This window comes from Shewanella sp. MBTL60-007, assembly GCF_019654915.1.
In the GTDB taxonomy this organism is placed as follows: Bacteria; Pseudomonadota; Gammaproteobacteria; order Enterobacterales; family Shewanellaceae; genus Shewanella.
On sequence record NZ_BPET01000003.1, the window covers coordinates 62,430 to 79,298 of the forward strand.

Genomic DNA, 16,869 nt, shown 5'->3' on the forward strand with positions numbered 1-16,869 from the left:
CTAATTATTTGTCTGTCCTTGCTCAGAGTCGGGAAAAGTCATTGAAAAGCGCGACACTCATCAACATCAGCAGCAATGCTGCCCCAATTCTGAATCCAATTTCCTGTACCTTCTCCGGTACAGGCCTGCCTGTAATTACCTCAACGAAGTAATACAAAAGGTGTCCCCCATCTAACACTGGCAAAGGCAATAAGTTAATAATGCCTAAGTTCACGCTTATCAATGCAAGAAAACCTAAAAAATATACCAGCCCAACGTCAGCGCTATTTCCCGCACCTTGTGCGATAGAAATAGGGCCACTCAAGTTTTTAACTGAAACGTCACCGGTAAGTAACTTGCCAATCATCTTAATGCTGACAGAGACAAGTTGCCATGTTTTATCTACTGCAACCGGAAAAGACTCTAAAAATCCATACTCCAGTTGCACTTTCATATTCTCAGGCCAAGGCTCTGCGGTTGGTGCGACACCAATAACTCCCTCAATTTTACCTTCGGCATTCTCACGAGACTTTGGCGTGACCTTAACTGCTATCTGCTCGCCATCACGACGCACAGTAATAGTAACCGTCTTATTGGCTGAGCCCTGAATGATCTCCACAAAGCGTGGCCAATCTTTATAGGTTTCACCGTCAATGGCAACTAAGGTATCACCTACCTTAATACCCGCAAGACCCGCTGCGCCATCTTCACTGACTAACGCAAGTGTAGGTAAGATCGCAGGACGGTACATGCCAAGGCCAATTGCAGTAATCGGCAACTGTTTCTCAGGATCAAATTTCCAATCTTGGGTATTTAGCGAGTAGGTTTGCTCATCACCCGATGAGCCTTCTAGGCGAGACAGTGGCGCAAGCGTAATATCGACCTTGTTATCTCCGATGTGACCCGCTAAAGCAAGGTTAACTTCTTCCCAGTCTCTAACCTTTTGACTGCCGACAGCCATCACTTGCATCGGCTCTTTAACAACGATTTGCGCAGCTGGCGTACCAGCAAGAGTTGAATCAATAACAGGTTTTATAGCTGGAACACCAATAAGATACATGGCATAGAGTGCGACAATCGCAAATAAAAAGTTGGCAATAGGACCTGCGCTAACAATTGCAATCCGCTGCCAAACCGACTTGCGGTTGAAGGCTTGCTCTTTTAACTCTTCTGGGACCTCATCAACACGCTCATCGAGCATCTTAACGTAACCACCGAGTGGAATAGCGGCAACCACGTATTCGGTGCCGTCTTGCCCAACTTTACGCCAAATGGCTTTACCAAAGCCGATAGAGAATCGCTCGACCTTTACCCCACAGCGGCGAGCCACCCAAAAGTGTCCATATTCATGGGCAGCAATTAAAATCCCTAAAGCAACAATAAAGGAACCTAAGTTCCATAAAAAATCTATCATCCCTTTCCTCTGAACTAATTGAGCTTACTAATGGCTTCTAATGTATATCGACGGCTCTGCGTATCTAACGCCAAGATGTCATCAATATTGTTTAATGGATGCGTTGCCGTATTCATTAAGCTCTGTTCGTTTATTCTTGCAATATCGGTAAAGCGGATCTTACCGTCTAAAAATGCCTGTACTGAAATCTCGTTAGCAGCATTTAATACCGTAGTCGCTTCCTGCCCTTGCTTACAGGCTTCAATTGCCAATGCTAAACAGGGGAATCGATTAAAATCAGGTTCTAAGAAGCTTAACTGTCCGACTTTGAAAAAGTCCAAAGGTTCAACTCCGGAGCTAATTCTCTCTGGAAAAGACATACAATGAGCAATAGGTGTGCGCATATCGGGGTTACCTAGTTGCGCTAATACCGAGCCATCTCGATACTGTACCATAGAGTGAATCACACTTTGCGGGTGGATCACGACCTTTAATTGCTCGGAGCTTGCGTTAAATAACCAACGCGCCTCGATATACTCAAGGCCCTTATTCATCATAGTCGCAGAATCGACGGAGATCTTGCGCCCCATTGACCAGTTAGGGTGCTTACAAGCCTGATCAGGCGTCATACTCGATAGCGATGATAGCTCTGACGTTAAGAAAGGTCCGCCTGAGCCAGTAAGCAGAATATGAGATACCCCCGCTCCAGCTAAGTCGCAGCGACCAATCTCAAGTTGTGAGCGTTCTGACAAACACTGAAAAATAGCATTATGTTCACTATCAACCGGTAATACTTGTGCGCCAGATTCTTGCATCGCTTCGATAAACAACTTACCCGACATAACCAAAGATTCTTTATTGGCCAGTAAGACACGCTTACCCGCTTTAACAGCAGCAAGTGTCGAAGGTAAACCCGCGGCACCAACAATCGCCGCCATAACTGTGTCAACTTGGCTGCTGCTCACCAGAGACAAGAGTTCATCTTCACCGGTTGTAACTTGGATATTTAAATGACTTGGCAACTGCTGTTTAAGCTCAAAAGCCGCTTTGGCGTCCACCATATGGGCAATCTTAGGCTGATGCGTAGCGCAGATCTCTAGCATCTTGCTGACATTAGTATTTGCCACCAATGCAAATACCTTGTATTGCTGTGAATTACACGCCACCACACTCAAAGTGCTGGCTCCAATGGAGCCAGTTGCACCTAAAATCACCAGGTTTTGCATTTAGTTACATCCAAAAGGCTATATAGATTAATGTGAATACTGGTAGAGCCGCTGTTAGGCTATCGATTCTGTCTAATACGCCGCCGTGTCCCGGTAGGATAGTGCCAGAATCCTTAATTTTTGCGACGCGCTTAAACATACTCTCAGATAGATCGCCGACCGCTGAGGCTAAGGCGATAAACAGTGTCACGCCGATGACTAATCCCAGCTCTTGTTCAGGTGAGAAATACATCACGCCAGCAACGACTATCATGGTGGTTAATAAGCCCCCCAGAAGACCTTCAATCGTTTTTGCAGGGCTAACATTTGGCATTAACTTACGCTTACCAAATCGTTTACCGACAAAGTAAGCGCCTGAATCTGTCGCCCAAACAACGAGCATAACTAACAGGACTAGGAGCCCACCGTAATAGGGTGAAGCTTGGGTACTCAATGCCTTAAGCGAAATGAGCGAAACGAAACATGGGATCAGCGTCAATTGGCCAAACATAGATTTGAGCATATGACTCTTCTCCCAAAAGCGCGCACTTTTAGGGAAAGATAACACCATGATAAAGGAGATAAACCACCAGAAACCACCGATAAGTATGACGCCTAAAAATATCGGATGCATCATGCCACGTAGCCAAATTTCATCGGTTGGCACCAAGATATTCAGTGCAGCTAATAAAACACCAATGGTCACAGTAAAGCTCCATTGGGTCATTTCACAACGGCTATCGATAATTCGCCCCCACTCCTTAGCGGCGATCAAAAATACTCCCACTAGTGCCCAAGAAAAATACTCAGTCGGTAAACCGAAAATGGCACCAAAAACTAAGGGGATTAACCATATTGCTGTTATTATTCGTTGTTTTAGCAAAAAACTTCCCTCATTAATTATTACAAAGAGCGGATGGTATCGATTTGAGTTCCTGTCAAACCGAATCGACGCTGGCGATTAGCAAAAATAGCAATCGCATCTTTAAACGCATCCTCATCAAAATCCGGCCACAAGGTGTCAGTAAAGACTAACTCTGCGTAAGCGGCTTGCCACAGGACAAAGTTACTTATACGGTAATCACCACCAGTGCGGATCATTAAATCAACTTCGGCTTGATTTTGCATGCACAAATGCTCACTTAGGGCCTCTTCGGTGAACTGAGTGCTGCTCATTTCACCAGATTCAACCTTAGCAGCCAATTTTTGTGCCGCCTGCAAAATGTCCCAGCGTCCACCATAGTTCGCCGCCACATTAAGCACTAAATCTTTATTGTCAGCAGTTTTCTCTTCTGCCGCTGCAATTTGCTTTTGCAAACGCGGAGAAAATCGACTGATATCACCGATAATATTGAGGCGAACCCCATTGTTGTGCAGCAACTTCAGTTCACGTTGCAACACGGTAAAAAATAGTTCCATTAACAAGCTGACTTCTTTGTCAGGTCTGCGCCAGTTCTCACTTGAAAACGCAAACAATGTTAATGACTCGACCCCTAAACTACGGGCCGTACTGACAGCTCGTCTAACTGCCTTGACACCAGCTTTATGGCCGACAACTCGAGGCTTTCCCTGAGCCTGTGCCCAGCGCCCATTGCCATCCATGATGATAGCAACATGCTTGGGGATCGACTGCTTTACCAAGGCGGATATTTCGCTCGGTAAGGTCTCTGTCACTTCAGTGCCAGACTGGGAATCGATTGACATCTATTACAACCCTTAAAAATAGACAAACGCCGTGTAGTATACCTCTACACGGCGTCTGAACTCTAGGGCATGTTGGCCATTCAAGTTTAATTTTTGCTCAAGCTCAGCGCTTTTGTTACAAGGCGTGAGCTATGAAGCCAAATGAATGAGACGAAAAGTTCGTTATCTCTCACTAAAAAAGCGAGCTTCACTCAAGTGGCTAGGTTAAAAATCAAACCAAACAGTTAACATTCCCCTACTGAGGAGTGATATTTAGAACTCCATCAGTTCCTTTTCTTTTGCAGCCAAAACTTCATCAATCAGCTTGATGTGTGCATCAGTTAACTTCTGTACATCGTCTTCACTACGACGAACATCATCCTCTGTGCACTCTTTCTCTTTCTCTAACTCTTTAACGTTAGAGTTAGCGTCACGGCGTACATTTCGAACTGCAATACGACCGTTCTCGGCTTCAGCGCGAACAACCTTAATCAGGTCTTTACGACGTTCTTCCGTCAATGCAGGTAATGGAATGCGAATTGTCGCACCCGCTGACATTGGGTTTAGACCCAAGTCTGAACTCATGATTGCTTTTTCAACAGCAGCGATCATAGTACGGTCGAAAACAGATACCGTTAACGTACGTGCGTCACCAACAGAAACACTCGCCACTTGCTTAAGTGGTGTAAGTGAACCGTAATATGGTACTTGAATGGTATCAAGAAGACTTGGGTGTGCACGGCCAGTACGAACTTTAGCCATTTGAGTTTTAGTCGACTCTACACACTTGGCCATGCGTGCTTGTGCATCGCTTTTGATTTCGTTTATCACTTTATATGTCCTTTTAAGTCACTAGGTGCTGCGGCTCTTCCGGTTCGTTTCAATGAGCTTTTAGCAGCGAGCTGAACACTTCACTCAATTCGTTAAGCATAGTCGTTCGTCACGCTGCGACACACATTAAACTTAAACCTAAGTTCTGCTCGAAAGAGCAGCGGCTCTCGTTTGATTAACCAGCTTTAATCAGTGTGCCTTCTTGCTCGCCCATGATAACGCGACGCAATGCGCCTGGCTTGTTCATGTTAAATACGAGCAATGGCATATTGTGGTCTCTGGCCATAGAAAATGCAGCCAAATCCATTACTTTCAATTCTTTTTCGAGTACTTCATTGTACCCCATAACATCATACTTGACGGCGTCAGGGTTTTTTACTGGATCGTCTGAATATACACCATCAACTTTTGTGCCTTTAATCACAACTTCTGCTTCGATCTCAATACCACGTAAACAGGCAGCAGAGTCTGTCGTACAGAATGGGTTACCGGTACCCGCAGCAAAAATAACAACACGGCCAGATTTTAGCAAACTAATTGCTTCAGCCCAGTTGTAATCGTCACACACGCCTTTTAGCGGAATCGCAGACATCAAACGTGCATTAACATATGCACGGTGCAGAGAGTCGCGCATCGCTAAGCCGTTCATCACTGTTGCTAACATGCCCATGTGGTCACCAACAACGCGGTTCATTCCCGCGTTCGCTAGACCTTCACCACGGAACAAGTTACCACCGCCAATGACAACACCCACCTGAATACCTAGCTCAACAAGCTCTTTGATCTCCTGCCCCATACGATCAAGCACTTTAGGATCGATGCCGAAGCCTTCTTCACCCATTAGGGCTTCACCACTTAATTTTAAAAGAACACGACGAAATGCAGGTTTAGGATTGGTACTCATATTTATTAGTCCTGATTATGGCGATAGAGGGGTACTATACTTAAACAGATTTAACGGGCTAGCTAGCTGACTCTCATAAAATCTGTTTGAGTATATACGATAAGACCGCAGCGATTGCTACGGTCTTATGTTTAACTACTTAAAGGAAATTAACCTTTGTTAGTAGCAGCGATTTGTGCAGCTACTTCAGCAGCAAAATCTTCTTCTTTTCTTTCGATACCTTCACCAACTTCTAAACGGATGAAGTTAGCTACTGTAGCGCCTTTCTCTTTAAGAATTTCGCCAACAGTTTTCTTTGGTTCCATGATGAACGCTTGACCAGTAAGAGAGATCTCACCAGTGAACTTCTTCATACGACCAGAAACCATCTTCTCAGCGATTTCTTGAGGCTTGCCTTCGTTCATAGCGATTTCGATTTGAACTGCTTTTTCTTTCTCAACAAGTTCAGCTGGAACGTCTTCTGGGTTAACGAACTCAGGCTTAGAAGCAGCAACGTGCATAGCAACGTGCTTTAGAGTTTCTTCGTCAGCTTCACCAGTTACAACAACACCGATACGGTCGCCGTGACGGTATTCAGCTAGGTTTGCACCGTCGATGTACTCAACGCGACGAACGTTGATGTTTTCACCGATTTTAGCAACTAGAGCAACACGAGTTTCTTCGAACTGTGCTTTCAAGTCATCGATAGAAACTTTTGATGCTGCAGCAACATCTAGTACTTCGTTAGCAAATGCTAGGAAGTTAGAATCTTTTGCAACGAAGTCTGTTTGACAGTTAACTTCAACAAGAGCAGCGTAACCTTCGCCTTTCTTGATTAGGATTGTGCCTTCAGCAGCGATGTTACCTGCTTTTTTAGCAGCCTTAGCAGCACCGCTCTTACGCATGTTATCAATCGCTAGTTCGATGTCACCGTTAGTTTCAGTCAGTGCTTTTTTACAGTCCATCATGCCAGCGCCAGTGCGGTCACGAAGTTCTTTAACTTGGGCAGCAGTAATTGCCATTGCTAAATCCTCTACAGATAATTCTTCAAATTCAATAGATAGTAAAACAGGGGCTAGTCACTTTTAATGAGAGCGCCCCTGTTTACCAATCATGCATCTTGGTTAATAAGGGAGATGAAAATCATCTAACCTTATTATTCAGCTTCTACGAAACCGTCTTGTTCAGCTTGAACAGCTAGGTCTTGACCACGGCCAGCTTTAGCGGCAGCAGCAACAGACTCAGTGTATAAACGGATTGAACGCATAGCATCATCATTACCAGGAATGATGTAGTTGATACCGTCTGGAGAAGAGTTTGTATCAACAACAGCAACAACAGGAATACCTAGGTTGTTAGCTTCTTTAATAGCGATATGTTCGTGGTCAGCACCGATTACGAAAATCACGTCTGGTAGACCAGCCATGTTCTTGATACCACCAAGAGACTTCTCTAGCTTCTCAAGTTCACGAGTACGCATTAGCGCTTCTTTCTTAGTCAGCTTGTCGAAAGTACCGTCTACAGACTGGCTTTCAAGGTCTTTTAGACGCTTGATTGATTGACGAACTGTTTTCCAGTTAGTCAACATACCACCTAACCAACGGTGATCAACATAGTACTGGTCACAAGAAACAGCAGCTTCTTTGATAGCTTCGCTTGCAGCACGCTTAGTACCAACAAAAAGAACCTTACCTTTCTTAGATGCAACGTTGCTGATGAAAGCAAGTGCTTCGTTGAACATTGGTACAGTGTGCTCTAGGTTGATGATGTGTACACCGTTACGAGCGCCGAAGATGAATGGCTTCATCTTTGGGTTCCAGTAACGAGTCTGGTGACCGAAGTGAACACCGGCTTGTAGCATGTCGCGCATTGAAACTGTAGTCATTTTATTTACCTTAAATAAATTAGGGGTTAGACCTCCACATATCCCATATCTTCGACCCGATAAGGGCACCCCGAAGAACGTGTCGATATGTGTGTGATTTAGTATTTATCAATAGCCATGTATAATGGCCGCCATCTTAACTCCTGCAAGCCACCCAAAGGTGGAAACTGCAAGAGTCAAACATAACGGCGCGCTTTATACCATAATTTGAAAAAAAGCACAAATATTTACGTCGTTTTTTGGGCAAAGTAGTCATATTAAAAGACGACAAATTTAGACATCGAAAGACATTTATAGAGACATTAGAATGAGTATAGTAATTAAGACTGCAGAAGAAATTGAAAAGATGCGTGCCGCGGGTAAATTGGCCGCTCAAGTGCTCGAAATGATCGCTCCACATGTTAAGGCTGGTGTTACCACCAACGAGCTTAACGACATCTGTGCCAAATATACCGAGGAACAGGGAGCCATTTCTGCTCCACTCGATTATCACGGCTTTCCAAAATCTATCTGTACGTCCATTAATGAAGTGATCTGCCACGGTATCCCAAGCGACCGTGCACTCGTTGACGGTGACATCGTCAATATTGACATAACAGTGATCAAAGATGGCTATCACGGTGACACCTCAAAGATGTTCCTTATTGGCGATGTTAGCCCTAAGAACGTACGCCTGTGCCGTATTGCTCAAGAAGCGCTTTATGCCAGTATCAAGAAAGTGAAACCTGGCATGAAACTCGGTGAAATTGGCACCTTGATTGAAAAATTCATCAAGTCTAAGAAAACAGGACTTGAAAAATACAGCATCGTTACAGATTACTGTGGCCATGGTATTGGTGCGGGCTTCCATGAAGAGCCACAGGTAATGCATTACAAAAATAATGACAAAACGGTATTGCGTGCAGGTATGTGCTTCACTATCGAACCAATGATCAACGCAGGCCGTCATACCAGCGTGTTAGATAAAAAAGACAACTGGACAGTTACCACCTCTGATGGCAAAAATTCCGCTCAGTGGGAACACACGCTTCTTGTCACTAACACAGGTGTTGAAGTACTCACACTAAGAGAAGAAGAGAAAGAACTATCGAGAGTGATTAATCACTAATCGATTTTTCGCATCCCCTCCGAAAAGGCGTGTGTTAACACGCCTTTTGTTATTTACCCCGTCTAACATCTCACTCCACCATTTTTCGCACCAAAATAAAGCAAGTTTAACGATATATCGTCAGTCGATGATAAAGCCCTTTAAATTAGCGATTTTTGCATAGATAATCATTGCATAACGGATCCGTTCTCGAAGAAGAGATTTGATGAATAGTGCTCAAACTGCCAAAAATGCGTTAATCGACTTAAACCAAACGATTCTGGATAGCTTTAACGCAAAGTCAGATATTCGTTCAATCGTCAGCACTCGCTGTCAACACGTCGATAGGCTACTTCAGCAGCAATGGAGCGCCCATAAACTGGAACAATTCCCTATCGCATTAATCGCCGTTGGTGGCTATGGACGAGGAGAATTACATCCACAGTCTGATGTCGATCTACTGTTCCTCACCGAAGGCGATTTATCCCAAGATGCCGAGCAAGCATTAAGCGCTTTTATCGCTTTTATCTGGGACGCAGGGCTAGAGGTTGGTCATAGTGTCCGCAGTATTGAGCAAACTCTTGAGCAAGGGCGCACCGATATTACTGTCGCAACTAATCTACTCGAATCACGTCTCTTATGTGGTCCACAGGCCCTATTTACCCTACTTTATCGCAATATTCGTCAAGATGATTTTTGGCCTAGCAGTGAGTTTTATGTGGCCAAACGCGATGAGCAAGCGGCCCGTCATAGCCGCGCCAACGCCTTTGATTTAGAGCCGAACCTTAAAAGCTGTCCGGGCGGTCTTAGGGATATTCAGACTGTCGCTTGGGTAGCCATGCGCCACTTTAATGCCGAAAAGCTTGAAGAACTGGTCTACCACGGCTTTTTAGACTCTGTAGAGCTTGATGAACTATTAGAGGCACAAGACTTTTTATGGCGGCTGCGCTGTTCACTGCACTTAGTCTCAGGCCGCGATGAAAACCGACTATTGTTTGATCTACAACCTCAAGTCGCCAAGCTGATGGGCTATGAAGATGGTACACAATTAGCCGTTGAGCAGATGATGAAGAACTATTACCGCACGGTTAGGCGAGTAATGGAGCTTAATCAGATGCTGCTTCAGCTATTCAAACGCGCCACTTTAGGCCATATAAAAGCACTGGAAGTCGTGCCTATTGATGATAATTTCCAGCGACGTGGTAAATTCATTGAGAGCCTAAGCAGCGAACTATTTGATAACCCAGAAAATATTTTAAACCTGTTTTTGTGGGTCGCTAAAAACTCAAATATTCAAGCTATCTATGCGGTGACGTTACGCAGTTTACGCCGCGCTCGACGTGCCCAACCTCAGGCACTGATGTATCATGAGTCCTGCCGTAAACTGTTTATGAAAATATTGCGTCACCCACGTGGTATCGCTGCGCTTTCACTGATGCACAAACATGGCGTGCTATCGGCATACCTCCCCGCATGGCGCGCCATTGAAGGCCAGATGCAGTTCGACCTCTTCCACGCTTATACCGTGGATGAGCACACCCATAGATTGCTGCTTAACATCGAGAGTTTCGCTCAGCCGGAGCAAAAAGAGGAGTTTCCTTTAGGCTCAGTGCTGATTAACCAGCTGCCAAAGAAAGGTTTATTGGTATTAGCAGCAATATTCCATGATATCGCCAAGGGCCGCGGTGGCGACCACAGTAAACTTGGCGCTACCGACGCACTAGAGTTTTGCAAGTTACACGGCATGAACGATCATGATGGTCGTTTGGTCAGTTGGCTAGTTGAAAACCATTTAGTGATGTCGGTAACAGCCCAACGCCGCGATATCTCAGACCCCGATGTGGTTGCCGACTTTGCCGAGCATGTGCGTGATGCGGTGCACTTAAGTTATCTCTACTGCCTTACCGTTGCCGATATCTGTGCCACCAATGAGAGAACCTGGAATAACTGGAAAGGGTCGCTGCTACGAGATCTCTATTTCTCCACTCAGCGGGTGCTCGCCCGTGGTAAAGAAAAACCCATCGATATCCGAGCTCGAGTGCGCGAACATCAAGCCAAAGCTAAAAAAGAGTTACTACGTCGCGGCATAAAAGAGAAAGACTTAGATGCACTATGGCAACGTTTTAAAGCCGATTACTTTCTTCGTAATCAGCCTAACCAAATCGCTTGGCATGCTGAAGCTATTATCAAACACAAACAAGATGAGACCTTGGTGGTGATCTCAAAACACATGACAAGAGGTGGTACAGAGCTATTTGTCTACGGCAAAGACAAGCCTAAATTATTTGCCACTGTAATGGCCATATTAGACAATAAGAATATTACCGTTCATGACGCAAGCATCATGACGTCCAAAGATAACTATGCGCTGGACTCTTTCGTGATTTTGGAACAAGATGGCGAGCCGGTGTCGCAGCTTTCCCGTATTCAAGGGATCAAAAAGACGTTAATAAAAGCGTTAAGTAATGAAACGCCTAAGTTGCCGAAGTTTAGAAATCTTTCAAGAAAGATGAAACCTTTTAAAGTTGCAACCCAAGTCAGTTTCCCTGCGACCCGAAGCCATGGTAAAAGTATGATGGAGCTCATCGCACTTGACTCACCTGGATTGCTCGCAAGAGTTGGCGAAATTTTATATCGCTGCGAAATAACCCTGCTTGCAGCAAAGATCACCACTATCGGTGAGCGAGCAGAAGATTTCTTTTTGTTGCAAACCGCCGACGGGCAGCAACTCGATGACACGCAACAAGCAAAATTGCGTGAAGCACTCACAAGTGCTTTATAGATTTTTTTAAACAAAATATTGGGAGAAGTTAATGGAGGCTTTACGCCAACGTATTGAGGCGGCTTTCGAAGCACGCGCAGAGATCACACCAACAACCGTTGAGCCTAGTGTTCGTGCCGATGTTGAAAAAGCGATTGCCATGCTAGACACTGGCGAAGCCAGAGTCGCTGAGAAAATTGACGGCCAATGGCATGTTCATCAGTGGTTAAAAAAAGCCGTACTACTTTCATTCCGTATTTTCGATAACCAAGTTATCGATGGCGCAGAAACCAAATACTTCGACAAAGTACCAATGAAGTTTGCTGATTATGACGAAGAGCGTTTCCGTAAAGAAGCGATCCGTGTAGTACCACCTGCAGCGGTTCGTAAGGGCTCGTTCATCGCCAAGAACACTGTACTCATGCCATCTTACGTTAACCTAGGTGCCTATGTGGACGAAGGGACTATGGTAGACACTTGGGCGACAGTTGGCTCATGTGCTCAAATCGGTAAGAACGTTCACCTATCTGGCGGCGTCGGTATTGGCGGCGTTTTAGAACCTCTACAAGCAGGCCCTACCATTATTGAAGATAACTGCTTCATCGGCGCACGCTCTGAGGTAGTAGAAGGCGTTATCGTTGAAGAAGGTAGTGTGATCTCTATGGGCGTGTATATCGGCCAAAGCACACGCATTTATGACCGTGAGACCGGCGAAATCCATTACGGACGCGTACCTGCAGGCTCTGTAGTCGTTGCGGGCAACTTGCCGTCTAAATGTGGTACCTACAGCTTATACGCCGCCATCATCGTGAAGAAAGTCGATGAGAAAACTCGCGGTAAAGTTGGGATCAACGAGTTACTCCGTATTGTCGACTAAGCATTAAGTAGTAACCGTTCAATCAACGAAAAAATCCCGCTTCTAGCGGGATTTTTCTTATCTTTTCACAATTGACACACTTTGAAATCTGTAGACATACTCTGTGCGCTCCTCAACATCTTGATACAACTCTTCCACTGTTATTTAGGTGAATAAAAATCAATAAGCTTTACTCAAGTTTGAACCCCATGCGGAAGGAGCAAGACATGATTAAAACGTACGTTTTAGCAGGTGCCGCGCTAGCGATGTCCTTTGGCGCTTCAGCGGCGATGTCACCTCAATTAGAGAACACGCTAATCGCCGTTTGCAAAGCTGGCGCTAGCAACAATATTTTTCAATTTAACAGGACAATGAAAGACAACCGTATTAATAAGAGACGAGTTTTTCCGCGCTTAGTCTGTAATGGTGAGAGTTTCTATGACTTCACGGTAAACGCAGGCGCAGATAAAACGGCCAAGAGAATTGCCCCATATACTCGTGGGCAAGGTACTGTAACGATTAAAGATATCGCCATGACAAAGTCTGATGCCGAGCTTTATGTGGTCAACTATGAATAAGCTTTCGATATTAGCAGGAACAATAAAAGAGGCTTTCGCCTCTTTTATTTGGTCTAATGATGGTTTTAGGTTTAAGTGTTAAATGTTCAGCCTTAAGCGGCAAGCTCAGTATCAATAAGTGTATTCCAACGAGGTAACCAAGCTAATGCCTCGACTTCTGGCTCCATTGTTTCACCCGCGTCAATTTTTAAAAACTCTCCAATTTGTTTCGCACCCAGCTCCTCAAATAGACTCAAAAACTGTTCACCCGCGCCGCAGTATGTCTCATAACTTGAGTCCCCCAGCGCAATCAAGCCAAATTTAAGTTCTGGCAAGTAAGGAGCCTTTGACTTCATCTCATTAAACCAAGGTTGAATATCGTCGGGAAGATCGCCTTGGCCTGTTGTCGAGCAGATAATCAAGAGTAATTCGTTCTCAGGTGGGACAAAACCAACAAGCTGCTCTGGTTGGTACAGCTGAGTCTCTCGGCCTAATTCGAGCAAGGCCTGATCAAGCGTCTCAGCAACGTACTGAGCACCACCGTAAACTGTTCCAAAAACTAGATTCACTTTTTTCATGTTTTACTTCGCCTAAAAGCTATTTAGTTATATCCTTAACATACTTTACAGATAGACGTTGCGGCAAGCTCTGTTGCAACAATGAAGTAAGACTAACAAGGATCTCCCACTATGAGGCACTCTTGCAGAAAAAAGCACCGTAAGCATCTTCAACGCAGTGCCCACATTCGCAGGATGTGCTATTTCCACACTGTACAATGCTTCAAATTAAGTATGACCCCTCTCCTTCAGTTCAACCTCACTAAAGAAAAAAATGAAACTAAATCTGGGTGTTAAACTGCTCGCTTTTCGTTAGACACTCAAGCGCTGCGCTAGAGTCTGTTCGCGGCGGCAATAGCAGTCATCAAGCGATGATAAACGACTCAGTGTCTTCAGATAGCACTCCCTCATCCCAACCTAAGCCCTCAAACACGCTAAACCATTCGGCCTCAAGTTCGGTCTCAACACTGATACGTTCACCGGTTCGTGGGTGATTAAAACTGAGTTTTTTTGCAATCAACCATAGTCGATTAATCCCAAAATGTGCACGGAAAAATTTATTTTGTTTACCGTCACCATGGGTAGTATCTCCAAGGATCGGGTGACGTAAATGCGCCATATGACGCCTTAATTGGTGTTTACGTCCAGTATGTGGAGAAAGCTGCACCAAAGCGTAACGACTGGTTGCATAACGACCCGAAGAATAGGGGATCTCACTATTTAGCAGAGGCTTATAGCTGGTAACAGCATCTTGGGCTGCTTTATTCGGATCCACATCCTTATCCCCTAACTCATCAAGTTCCTCTTTTAGCGCGTAATCGAGTGTACCAGCCTCATTCATGTTGCCACGAACAATAGCCAAATACTCCTTATCAACGGTATGGGCAGCAAACTGCTCGCACAAGACATTAGCCATTTCACTGCTTTTTGCGAACAGTAAGATCCCAGATGTGGGCCTGTCTAAACGGTGCACCGGAAAGACATGACAGCCAACCTTATCACGGGTCAACTGCATAGCAAAAAAACGCTCTCGCCTTGCCAAATAGCTGCGGTGGACTAAAAGACCTGCTGGCTTATGGATCACAACCACATCATCATCTTCAAATAATACTTCAATATGCGGCGCAATCTCTTGTTCGGCCTCTTGCCCATCAAGCAAGTCATTATCTGTCATTACTGTCTCGTCACTCATCTTTACTCTCTCTCACCCGCATTAATCGGGCTGACTCAATAGCGCATCTAAATCCATTAGAATACGAATTAAATGCTGATGCTTAGCGTCTTCTCCCCAAACATGCTGCGCCATGGGAGCGACGGCTATCTTGCTAGGTAGCGGCAGTTGCTCATCGAGCAGATAATGCAACTTGGGTAAAAAAATAAATTGTAGCCACTGCTCGAATGGCATCAAATCACATGCAAAAGGCGCTGTACTCGCCAATGCTTCAGCACTCGGTGGCTGCAGACTCAATAATCCTTGCTGTGCCAACTCTGCCTCTAAAGCAACCAGCATTTCTCTTGTTTTAATTTCAATCAAGGATCACACTCCGGCTGTTCTACCCCATAGGAAATTTGGCCCGCGATGATACCATCTAGCGAGACTTATCCCTATAATATGCGCTAATTAACCTACACTCGATAACGATATGACAGAAATAACGACCCTCAGCCAATTTTTAAAAACAGCTAACACTCAATTCCAAGTTTATGACATGGGCCGTCGAGTACAACATATCGATATGATGGCATTTCATCAGATTGAAGAACTTAACTCACCTTACCCTGCGCCCATTCAAGGTCATGCCCAGTTTGCTATTGTTTTTTGGGATGCGAGCCAACAGCACTATATTTGGTTTATCAAGTTACCTCTCGATGAACGTGGGCTCCTATCTCCTGCCCCGAGAATGCAATTTATCAAGATGATCATTGAAGCCCTAGGTCGAGATCCGACTCAGCCATTAACAGAGCAACAGCAAGATCAGTTAGCCAACCACCCATTTAACTTTAAGCCCACTCAAGAGAAGTTAGCAGTATTTAACGCATTAGTGCGTAAGCAGCTCGGTGGCAAAGCCTCGCCTCAATATGAATTTGCTTACCAATACCTATCGGGGCAACATCCAGCAGAAAACTGGCAAAGTATCGGCTTGCAGGGTATTGCCGATGTTTGCGTTAGAGCCAGTGAGCTCGACCATCAGACTCACCTGACAAATGGCTTTGATAATTGGGCTTTAGAGGTACAGATCGCCGTATGTCAGTGCTTAGAGCACTTGAGCATTGATAACGCACTCGCGAAAAAGATACTCGCGAAACTCGAAACCGCGGAAGATAAAGATAAAGGCTATTTTTTACGCGCCCTTGCATCTCACCCAAAACTGGGCCAACAAGCCATTTCTCAACTCAATGACCTTGGCGCTTTATCTGCCGATATGCTCATTACCATTGCCGCAAGAAACTGGTCGGCATTAAAAGATGAGCAAACTCTCACTATCTACTTGGAAGCCTTAGCAAAGCAGCAACAACACTTCTTTAACCAGATTTTTGCTGATATTGTGGCTATTCCATTAATACGCACTCAGCTTCTCGCTCAACTTCGTAATCCAAATCGTAGTACTGAGCTTGCAACAGCAATTGGCGGTTTGTTTAAGGTAACTAAAGAATGATGACAGATTTTTTAATTATTGCCGCAGTGGTTATGGTCGCTGCATTTTTTTGGCAATTAAGGCAAATGGCTGAAATAAGCAGAGTTTTTACTAATAAAGAGTGCCAAAAACAAAAAGTTCAGCTGCTAGCTATAGCCCAAGAGTCAGCTAAACCTAGCCTAGGTGGCAGCAGTGGATTGACCTGGAAAGTAAAATACCTGTTTGAATTTAGCACAGATGGTATCAATCAGTATCGTGGCAGCTTATGGATGCACGGAAAGAAAATACAAAAAATACAATGGCCGATCTTCCCCGAGCCAGAATGGCATGAAGCACCAGAAGCTAAGGGCTCGCTAGGAGGCGGCTGTGGTGGGCGCTCTCGCGGCGGATGCAACTCAGGACGCTGTAAATAATATAGCGCTAGTAAAAACTTACAGCCGTATAAAGAAGTAAAGGCACGGCCCCTGAGGGGACGTGCCTTTTCTATAGTTGTGTAAGCTCATCCTGCTATGCGAGTGCTCCCTGCACCGTCCATGCGTAACTTTGCTCCTGCATC

At 44.9% G+C, this 16,869-nt stretch carries 17 protein-coding genes; 6 read left to right on the forward strand and 11 right to left on the reverse strand.

Features of this window, described 5'->3' with window-relative positions; translation table 11 throughout:
• Positions 1-22 precede the first annotated feature (22 nt).
• From rseP to rpsB, 8 genes are all read right to left on the reverse strand, one after another.
• The gene (rseP, locus tag K5Q92_RS01645; protein ID WP_220767317.1) at positions 23-1,393 is read right to left on the reverse strand and encodes a sigma E protease regulator RseP; all 1,371 of its coding nucleotides are present in this window, start codon (positions 1,391-1,393) and stop codon (positions 23-25) included.
• Positions 1,394-1,407: 14 nt separating this feature from the next.
• Positions 1,408-2,598, reverse strand: coding sequence for a 1-deoxy-D-xylulose-5-phosphate reductoisomerase (gene ispC / locus K5Q92_RS01650; protein ID WP_220767318.1), 1,191 nt, complete (start codon positions 2,596-2,598; stop codon positions 1,408-1,410).
• A 4-nt stretch (positions 2,599-2,602) separates the two neighbouring features.
• Entirely contained in the window at positions 2,603-3,460 is an 858-nt protein-coding gene (locus K5Q92_RS01655) for a phosphatidate cytidylyltransferase (protein WP_220767319.1), read from the reverse strand.
• A 20-nt stretch (positions 3,461-3,480) separates the two neighbouring features.
• Complete coding sequence (gene uppS, locus K5Q92_RS01660) at positions 3,481-4,281, reverse strand: polyprenyl diphosphate synthase (RefSeq protein WP_220767320.1); 801 nt, start codon at positions 4,279-4,281, stop codon at positions 3,481-3,483.
• Between the two features lie 252 nt (positions 4,282-4,533).
• Positions 4,534-5,091: a ribosome recycling factor gene (frr, locus tag K5Q92_RS01665; protein ID WP_220767321.1), complete on the reverse strand. Its 558-nt coding sequence runs from the start codon at positions 5,089-5,091 to the stop codon at positions 4,534-4,536.
• A 175-nt stretch (positions 5,092-5,266) separates the two neighbouring features.
• The gene (gene pyrH, locus K5Q92_RS01670) at positions 5,267-5,995 is read right to left on the reverse strand and encodes a UMP kinase (RefSeq protein ID WP_220767322.1); all 729 of its coding nucleotides are present in this window, start codon (positions 5,993-5,995) and stop codon (positions 5,267-5,269) included.
• Positions 5,996-6,144: 149 nt separating this feature from the next.
• Entirely contained in the window at positions 6,145-6,996 is an 852-nt protein-coding gene (gene tsf, locus K5Q92_RS01675) for a translation elongation factor Ts (protein ID WP_220767323.1), read from the reverse strand.
• 134 nt (positions 6,997-7,130) lie between these two features.
• Positions 7,131-7,859 carry a 30S ribosomal protein S2 gene (gene rpsB / locus K5Q92_RS01680; RefSeq protein WP_220767324.1) on the reverse strand — a complete coding sequence of 243 codons (729 nt, stop codon included), beginning with the start codon at positions 7,857-7,859 and terminating at the stop codon, positions 7,131-7,133.
• Between the two features lie 307 nt (positions 7,860-8,166).
• On the opposite strand from rpsB, the gene map reads away from it, so the two are divergent.
• The 4 genes from map to K5Q92_RS01700 all read left to right on the forward strand — a co-directional run bounded on the left by map (position 8,167) and on the right by K5Q92_RS01700 (position 13,141).
• Positions 8,167-8,967 carry a type I methionyl aminopeptidase gene (gene map / locus K5Q92_RS01685; RefSeq protein ID WP_220767325.1) on the forward strand — a complete coding sequence of 267 codons (801 nt, stop codon included), beginning with the start codon at positions 8,167-8,169 and terminating at the stop codon, positions 8,965-8,967.
• A 205-nt stretch (positions 8,968-9,172) separates the two neighbouring features.
• The gene (gene glnD, locus K5Q92_RS01690) at positions 9,173-11,728 is read left to right on the forward strand and encodes a bifunctional uridylyltransferase/uridylyl-removing protein GlnD (protein ID WP_220767326.1); all 2,556 of its coding nucleotides are present in this window, start codon (positions 9,173-9,175) and stop codon (positions 11,726-11,728) included.
• A gap of 31 nt (positions 11,729-11,759) precedes the next feature.
• Complete coding sequence (dapD, locus tag K5Q92_RS01695) at positions 11,760-12,584, forward strand: 2,3,4,5-tetrahydropyridine-2,6-dicarboxylate N-succinyltransferase (RefSeq protein ID WP_220767327.1); 825 nt, start codon at positions 11,760-11,762, stop codon at positions 12,582-12,584.
• Between the two features lie 206 nt (positions 12,585-12,790).
• Entirely contained in the window at positions 12,791-13,141 is a 351-nt protein-coding gene (locus K5Q92_RS01700) for a DUF3718 domain-containing protein (RefSeq protein WP_220767328.1), read from the forward strand.
• A 92-nt stretch (positions 13,142-13,233) separates the two neighbouring features.
• Here K5Q92_RS01700 and K5Q92_RS01705 read toward each other — a convergent pair whose 3' ends face one another.
• From K5Q92_RS01705 to K5Q92_RS01715, 3 genes are all read right to left on the reverse strand, one after another.
• On the reverse strand, positions 13,234-13,698 hold the full coding sequence (locus tag K5Q92_RS01705; protein ID WP_220767329.1) for a flavodoxin: 465 nt from the start codon (positions 13,696-13,698) through the stop codon (positions 13,234-13,236).
• Positions 13,699-14,041: 343 nt separating this feature from the next.
• Positions 14,042-14,869 carry a tRNA pseudouridine(65) synthase TruC gene (gene truC / locus K5Q92_RS01710; protein ID WP_220767330.1) on the reverse strand — a complete coding sequence of 276 codons (828 nt, stop codon included), beginning with the start codon at positions 14,867-14,869 and terminating at the stop codon, positions 14,042-14,044.
• Positions 14,870-14,890: 21 nt separating this feature from the next.
• Positions 14,891-15,211 carry a YqcC family protein gene (locus tag K5Q92_RS01715; RefSeq protein WP_374758426.1) on the reverse strand — a complete coding sequence of 107 codons (321 nt, stop codon included), beginning with the start codon at positions 15,209-15,211 and terminating at the stop codon, positions 14,891-14,893.
• Positions 15,212-15,320: 109 nt separating this feature from the next.
• Between K5Q92_RS01715 and K5Q92_RS01720 the strand changes: the two genes are divergently transcribed.
• Together K5Q92_RS01720 and K5Q92_RS01725 are read left to right on the forward strand one after the other, a co-directional pair.
• Positions 15,321-16,334: a DUF3549 family protein gene (locus tag K5Q92_RS01720; RefSeq protein WP_220767331.1), complete on the forward strand. Its 1,014-nt coding sequence runs from the start codon at positions 15,321-15,323 to the stop codon at positions 16,332-16,334.
• Positions 16,331-16,726 carry a DUF3301 domain-containing protein gene (locus tag K5Q92_RS01725; RefSeq protein WP_220767332.1) on the forward strand — a complete coding sequence of 132 codons (396 nt, stop codon included), beginning with the start codon at positions 16,331-16,333 and terminating at the stop codon, positions 16,724-16,726. Before K5Q92_RS01720 ends, K5Q92_RS01725 begins: the two co-directional genes overlap by 4 nt.
• Positions 16,727-16,869: the final 143 nt, after the last annotated feature.